Here is a 6,763-nt window from a genome sequence, read left to right as displayed (position 1 = left end):
AACTTGTATTTAGTTTAATCTGGTTGTTTGGAGAAAGACACAACTTGTATTTGGTTTAATCGAGTTGTTTAGAGAAAAACACAACTTAATGTCTAGAAGAAAATATAATTTATGGATTAAATTTCTACTGATAACCAAAGCCGCGTAAGGGATGGAAGCGATTATCCTTTTTGTCTTTGGATTAATATCAATTTGGATGGGAAATGTTCCAGACAAAAAGATAATAGCGGACAGCCCGACCCGCTTGTTTTTTGCTGAACTGGAAACGTTCTTTAGAGATGTAGAAACGTCTGAGCAAAAACAAAGGGTTACGCCCAAATAATTATCATTTGAATTTGGTATTTGATTATATTTGTGCCGTGAAAAAGCTGGTTTTAATATTCGTTTTTATAGGAAGTTTTGTCTTTGCGCAAGATCATCTTTCTGGGTTCAATATGATGTCTTTTACTTATAAAGCAAGTCCTAAATGGATGGCTTACGTAGAGCTGCAAACCAGAGCCAGACGGGATTATACGGTGATCGACTATTATGAGACGAAAGGTGGGATCGGTTATAATTTTATTAAAAACAATCAGATCTTTGTAGGTCTTGGACGATATGGTACCTACGAAAAAATGAAAATTTCTCAGGAAGAATTCCGGATCTGGTTGCAATATACGTTTACGCAAAGGTTTGGCAGATTGAAGCTGGATCACAGGGGTAGGGCAGAGCAGCGCTATTTCTACGCCAGCCAAACGGGTGAGCATACCAAGGCCAACCGTTTCCGATACCGACTGAGCGCGACTTTGCCAATTAACAAAGATAAAATTCAGGAAGAAACATTCTTTGTGAATGCTTTTGAGGAAATCTTTCTTGGACCTGTGGATCCTAATTTCAAACGCAACAGGACTTTTGCCGGGTTTGGATATCAGTTCAACCACAGTTTGTCTGTGACTTCGGGTTATATGTTCCAGAGAGAGTTTGCTGCGAAAGGGAATGATAATTTTCACTTCCTGTACTTCGCACTCAACTTCACCATTGATGGAACGGATGAGGAGAAAGATATTGTGATCCCGATGGTGGATTAATTCATTAAAATATAATTAAAAAGGTCAAATAGTAACATTTTCTATTTGACCTTTTTTTTGATTTAAAATTCTAATATTTCTCTATCAGATAAAGATAAGCTTTCAGGTATTTGTTGAAACGTTTCAAATCTTTTTCTTCTAGCAATGTTGTGCATCTGGTGAGATCCATATTGTCGCGAAGGTCATTTAGTTTTACGGCAATTGCCAACGGACTTTTCTCAATTCTTGCAACGAAGGCGTCATAATCCAAATGTTCTTCTTCTCGTTTCGTAAGACATTCTACAGCTTCGAGAATGTGCTCAGGAAAACCTTTTTCTCGGAGAAATTCTAACGGGAATTCTGGGTTGTCTTCCACCACATCGTGTAGGACACCGACAATCTTTTCATCGATGGTCTTTCCGGCATTCATGACGCGAAAAACGTGACCTAAGTAAGGTGCATCGTATTTGTCGGTTTGTTTTTTGTGCGCTTTGGTAGCTATTTTTATGGCTTTGTAGAGGAGTTCGTGTGTGGACATTTATTTGTTCTTTTCTTTTTTATTTAATTCGGTTGAATCTTTAGTTTGAGGTAATTCCGAATATTGTTCGTTAGGCTTTTTGTTCAACATTCTGTATTGGGAAGCTTTTGAAGAGTCTACATTTTTGTAAAATGCAGCATTGTTGTTCTCTCTTTTGATGTCATCAGATTTTGTAGAATCCGCTTTGTTATAAGGATTTGTTGGAATCTTATTCTCTCGTTTTTCGCTTGGTTTTGTTTCTTTTAATTTTTGTGAGAATATTAATCCAAAGGATAAAGTTGCTATAAATAAAATGAGTTTTTTCATCGTTATAAATTTTGAATGAAATTACGAAAAGAATTAGAAATCGTAATTACGAGATTTTTTAATTAGCGAATTTTAGTTGTATTGTTTTAAAAGATTAGAATTGCTAGATTCATTAATGAAAATTAAATAGTCGAATGAGTTGCTAACATTTGTTGATTTGAATGATTTCTTATTTTTATCAGTTCCTGAACCTGTTTTTCGAAAAAGAATATCTTTTAGAATCCATTTTGCCAAAGGATTATTTTCTTTTTTGATAGATTTTAAATCGATAATAAAAATTGGTTTGTTCAAATAATTCAGATAATATTCTAAGCTTTCTGGAGGAGCTGTTTCTGCTTCAAATGTTCCTATTTTTCTGTCAACACTTGCCGAATATGTTCCTTCGTAAAATGCAAATCCAAAATTGACATAGTCATTTTTAAATTCCTCATTAACATAATAACCCATTCTTTCCGAGTTCAATTTAGAAATGTGATAGTTGTGTGCTGAGAGTATTAACTTTGGGTTTTTATTATTTTCCATTATCCAATTGATATTTTCAGCCATAAATTGATCTCGTTTAACGATGCTGTTTATTTGAATTTTTTGCTCAATAATTCGAATGTTTTGCAAATATCTGGCCTTGTCTTCAGGGCTTTTGAATGAGACGTTTTTTTGTTTCATTTTTACGAGTAAATTTCCTATGGTTTTTTGACTTTTGGCTGTATAACTTCTTTGTCCTCTATTTTCATCTTTCAATATTTTTTCTAATTCATTGATTTCATCAACATTAATATTGTTTTGAGTGTAAATATCTCGAATTTGATTTAATGCACCTGACGCAAATTGCATATCAAATCCATCAAATATAATACGTGAATTGTATGCATCATTATAATTTTTCAACCAATCAATAAAGTCCAATGTTTCCTTAGTTTGCCAAAGCCAAAAATACATTCCCTCAAGTAAGTCTTTTGGATTGTCTTTTTTTTCTGTGATGTAATTATTCATTCGGAAACTTTCCGGCATATTGGCTTCTAAAGAGAAAATATTGAAATCTGAGTTAGAAATCAAATATCTGCTTATGCGGTTTTTCATTTTATAGATTTCACTAGATCCGTGAGTAGATTCTCCCAAGCCAACAATTTTTGCATTGCCAATTAATTTATCCAAGATTTTCAAATCAGAATTATCTGTAAAATTCGGGTCAAAGGATTGAAGCGGATAAATAAATTTTGTGATGTAATCTTTCTGTTCTTGACTCAATTCTTTTGTGGATTGCGCATGGAAAATCAATCCACAAAGCAGGAAAATAATATTATTAATTTTCTTATTAAGTTTCATTGACTTAAATAGTTTTATCATTAATAAAAAACTCAATTGTTTGTTTTGTTTCCAAAAGACCCTCAATATATTTTTTCAAAATGTCAGATGTCAACTCAGATTGCGGTTTTATTTGAAGACTTCTCAAACTTCCATCTTTTTGTGGTGCAATCAAAATGAAATTCCCATATTTAAGATTGTAAAGTTTCATATTGACGATGGCAAATTCATCATTCTCAATAGTAGCAAATGCTGAAAAATCAATTTTGTTTTTTTGAGTTTTAATGAAACCTTGACCGATTACATCTGGGAAATTCCTAGAAACTATTTGTGTCTTCATAGACGAAAAATCCTTTTCATCAACATAATCTGTTAACACTAAAATAGTGAAGAATATTCTGTTGTTTTCTTTGATGCGATAAGAGTTCAATTTGTTTTTGTTTTCAGAAAAACTGGTGTAAACTATTTTTTTTCCGTTCAAGTTGATGCCATAGAAATTTGCTAAAGTAGCAATACCAGAAAATGTTTTGTTACTAATGCTGTCATAGTCTGGATAGGGAAAGACTTCATAAGTGAAAGGTCCTTTATTGATGCCATCTTTTTCGGATAATTCTTTTTTCATTCTTTCAAAATCTAAATATTCTTCTTGATTCTGAACCTGTAATTGTTTAGCCCTTACATTTTTTAATGTTTCATTTGATTGTGCAAAAACAGTTATTTTAAAGAATAGAAAAAGAAGTGGTAAAATTAATTTCATACTATGTCTTGTTAATTATTGATTACAATGAAAATGTAATTTCAAATATCCAAAATAAAATCCGTCAAATAAAAAAGCGTTAAAATATTTAATATATTTTAACGCTCAATTTATGGTTTAATTTAAATCTATCTCCCTTTCAATTCATCAAACAACCGTTCCAAAGAACCAAGGTCAGAGATCAAAACCTCTCTTGCCTTCGCACCGTTGAAACCGCCAACTACGCCCGCCGCTTCCAGCTGATCCATAATTCTTCCGGCTCTGTTATATCCCAATTTAAGTTGTCTTTGAAGCATTGATGTTGATCCTTGCTGCGTAGAAATAACGATTCTTGCCGCATCTTCAAAAAGTTGATCTTTCTCGTTCGGGTCAAAGGCGCCGACAGTAGAACTCCCTTCGTCACTGGAATATTCAGGAAGAAGATAAGCGTCCGGATAACCTTTTTGCTCGCCTACAAATTCTGCAATTCGCTCCACTTCCGGCGTATCTACAAAGGCACACTGCAAACGTGTCAAATCGTTTCCATTGAAGTAAAGCATATCACCACGTCCAACCAACTGTTCCGCACCAGGCGAATCCAAAATCGTCTTGGAATCGACTCCCGAAATAACACGGAATGCAATCCTTGCAGGGAAATTCGCTTTGATCATACCTGTGATGACGTTTACAGACGGTCTTTGTGTTGCGACAATTAGGTGGATTCCAATTGCTCTAGCCAGCTGCGCCAAACGTGCAATCGGATGTTCAACTTCTTTTCCTGCAGTCATGATTAGATCTGCAAACTCGTCCACTACCAAAACAATGTATGGCAAATATCGGTGTCCGTTTTCTGGATTCAGTTTTCTTTGAGCAAATTTGGCGTTGTACTCTTTGATGTTTTTACAGAACGCATTTTTCAATAGGTCATAACGCTGATCCATTTCGATACAAAGTGAGTTCAAAGTGTTGATCACTTTTGCATTGTCTGTGATGATCGCATCTTCTGTATCAGGCAATTTCGCCAAGTAATGTCTTTCGATTTTTGAATATAAGGAAAGTTCCACTTTTTTCGGATCCACCATTACGAATTTCAATTCGCTTGGGTGCTTCTTATATATGAGAGAAGTTAAAATTGCGTTGATCCCAACTGATTTTCCTTGTCCCGTTGCTCCAGCCATCAAGAGGTGAGGCATTTTTGCAAGGTCGGCCACGAAAACTTCGTTTGAAATGGTTTTTCCAAAAACGATTGGAAGATCCATATCAGCGGTCTGGAATTTAGGAGAAGCCACAACCGATCTCATAGAGACCATGGTAGGGTTTTTTCTTGGAACTTCGATTCCTATGGTTCCTTTTCCTGGCATTGGTGCGATGATACGAATTCCTAATGCGGAAAGATTCAAAGCAATATCGTCTTGTAGTTTTTTGATTGCAGAAACCCGGATTCCTGCTTCTGGTACGATTTCGTAAAGTGTAACCGTTGGTCCTATCGTCGCTTTGATCTCGGAAATTCCAACGTTGAAGGTTTTTAATAGGCCAACAATTCGGTTCTTATTTTCTTCGAGTTCATCGTGGTTGATCGTGATCTCCTCGTTGCCGTAATCTTTCAGTAATTCTACAGAGGGCATTTGGAATTTTGCCAAATCCAATTTGTGGTCGTACAAGCCGTGTTTGCTTACAAGTTCGTCAGATTTTTGCTGCTCGGCATTCGGAAGATAGACTTCTTCTTTCTTTACTTCGATGTTAAGGGTGATATCGTCATTAGATTTTACAACTGGAGTTTCTGTAACAGGTTTTTCTATTATAATTGGCTTGTCAACGATTGGTTTTTGAATCGGAGTTTCAGTTGATAGAACGATCGATTCAGGCTGAGTTTCCTTGATCTCTTCAACAAACGTTGTTTTATTAGGCGTTTTGATCGGTTCAAAATCCTGGGTTACTTTGATGTTGCTGAAATCATTGTCAGTTTTTACAGGCGATTCATTAACGGCTAATTTCTCCGCAACAATATCTTTTTCCAAATCTTCATCCGCCTCAAAATCTTCATTGGAATCCGGCATCAGACCTTTCAGTTTCCCGAAAGTGTTGTCGTTGATGTCATTCAGTTTATTCTTAATAGAACTCGGTCTCAAATTAAATTCTAGAACAAAATACAAAGCAAAGCTCACAAAAAGTACCATCCAAAGACCAACTGAACCGATGTAAGATTTCAGATAATCCATGATCTGATAACCATAAACGCCACCCAAAACGCCTTCACCGCCAGTGACAGCACCGAAGAAAATCGGAGTCCAGCAAATAAAGAACAAACTGTGCGAGATGGTTTTCCAAGGTTTGAAATAGTTTTTCTTGAAGATCAACGTTCCGAAGACAAAAAACAAAAATGCTACAACAAATGCTGCAACACCAATACTTTCGAAGATAAAAAGATTGCCCAACCAATCTCCGATTTTCCCAAAGAGATTCGACGAAACCACGTTTTTATCTGCCATGGTCCCGGCTTGACTCTGGTCTGCTTTCCAGTTCATGAGGTAGGAAACGAAAGAAAACGTTAAAACGACTGATAGTACGATAAAAGTAATACCAGAAATGATTCTTGGTTTTGAGATGATTTTACTAGCGTTTGATGGTGTGTTTTTGTCGTTGTTCATTTTTCAAAAAAGGTCAATAGTTGCAAATTTAATGTTTTTTATCAGTGATATAAATTGTTGAAGCTTATTTTTATTTTTTTTAAACTGTTAAGGATTTTAGCTATCTATTGTTCAGTCGAAAACAAGTTATCAAGAATGATTCAAAATAAGAGTGCGTGGTTGTAAAATGACAAAAAACAGTTTTTTT

General features: G+C 35.2%; 7 protein-coding genes. 2 read left to right on the top strand and 5 right to left on the bottom strand.

Annotated features, from left to right (window positions below; genetic code table 11):
- Positions 1 to 151: 151 nt before the first annotated feature.
- Positions 152 to 322: a hypothetical protein gene (locus AXA65_RS19820; protein WP_165596563.1), complete on the top strand. Its 171-nt coding sequence runs from the start codon at positions 152 to 154 to the stop codon at positions 320 to 322.
- 7 nt (positions 323 to 329) lie between these two features.
- A complete protein-coding gene (locus AXA65_RS04730) occupies positions 330 to 1,067 on the top strand; it encodes a DUF2490 domain-containing protein (protein WP_228391620.1) in 738 nt (245 codons plus the stop codon).
- A gap of 70 nt (positions 1,068 to 1,137) precedes the next feature.
- Here AXA65_RS04730 and AXA65_RS04725 read toward each other — a convergent pair whose 3' ends face one another.
- The 5 genes from AXA65_RS04725 to AXA65_RS04705 all read right to left on the bottom strand — a co-directional run bounded on the left by AXA65_RS04725 (position 1,138) and on the right by AXA65_RS04705 (position 6,576).
- Positions 1,138 to 1,584: a phosphohydrolase gene (locus AXA65_RS04725; protein ID WP_034978845.1), complete on the bottom strand. Its 447-nt coding sequence runs from the start codon at positions 1,582 to 1,584 to the stop codon at positions 1,138 to 1,140.
- On the bottom strand, positions 1,585 to 1,890 hold the full coding sequence (locus tag AXA65_RS04720) for a hypothetical protein (RefSeq protein WP_063968963.1): 306 nt from the start codon (positions 1,888 to 1,890) through the stop codon (positions 1,585 to 1,587).
- 72 nt (positions 1,891 to 1,962) lie between these two features.
- Positions 1,963 to 3,042: an erythromycin esterase family protein gene (locus AXA65_RS04715; protein ID WP_165596562.1), complete on the bottom strand. Its 1,080-nt coding sequence runs from the start codon at positions 3,040 to 3,042 to the stop codon at positions 1,963 to 1,965.
- Between the two features lie 175 nt (positions 3,043 to 3,217).
- Positions 3,218 to 3,949 carry a hypothetical protein gene (locus AXA65_RS04710; protein ID WP_063968961.1) on the bottom strand — a complete coding sequence of 244 codons (732 nt, stop codon included), beginning with the start codon at positions 3,947 to 3,949 and terminating at the stop codon, positions 3,218 to 3,220.
- A gap of 128 nt (positions 3,950 to 4,077) precedes the next feature.
- Entirely contained in the window at positions 4,078 to 6,576 is a 2,499-nt protein-coding gene (locus tag AXA65_RS04705) for an FtsK/SpoIIIE family DNA translocase (RefSeq protein ID WP_063968960.1), read from the bottom strand.
- Positions 6,577 to 6,763 lie beyond the last annotated feature (187 nt).

Source organism: Chryseobacterium sp. FP211-J200 (genome assembly GCF_001643375.1).
Taxonomy (GTDB): Bacteria; Bacteroidota; Bacteroidia; order Flavobacteriales; family Weeksellaceae; genus Epilithonimonas; species Epilithonimonas ginsengisoli.
Note: the sequence above shows the minus strand (reverse complement) of the source record. Positions and strands in the feature narration are given on the sequence as shown.

Excerpts from the sequence above, each read along its gene's own strand:
- AXA65_RS19820 (WP_165596563.1), top strand. The coding sequence starts at position 152 with ATGGAAGCGATTATCCTTTTTGTCTTTGGATTAATATCAATTTGGATG.
- AXA65_RS04725 (WP_034978845.1), bottom strand. The coding sequence starts at position 1,584 with ATGTCCACACACGAACTCCTCTACAAAGCCATAAAAATAGCTACCAAA.
- AXA65_RS04720 (WP_063968963.1), bottom strand. The coding sequence starts at position 1,890 with ATGAAAAAACTCATTTTATTTATAGCAACTTTATCCTTTGGATTAATA.
- AXA65_RS04705 (WP_063968960.1), bottom strand. The coding sequence starts at position 6,576 with ATGAACAACGACAAAAACACACCATCAAACGCTAGTAAAATCATCTCA.
- AXA65_RS04710 (WP_063968961.1), bottom strand. The coding sequence starts at position 3,949 with ATGAAATTAATTTTACCACTTCTTTTTCTATTCTTTAAAATAACTGTT.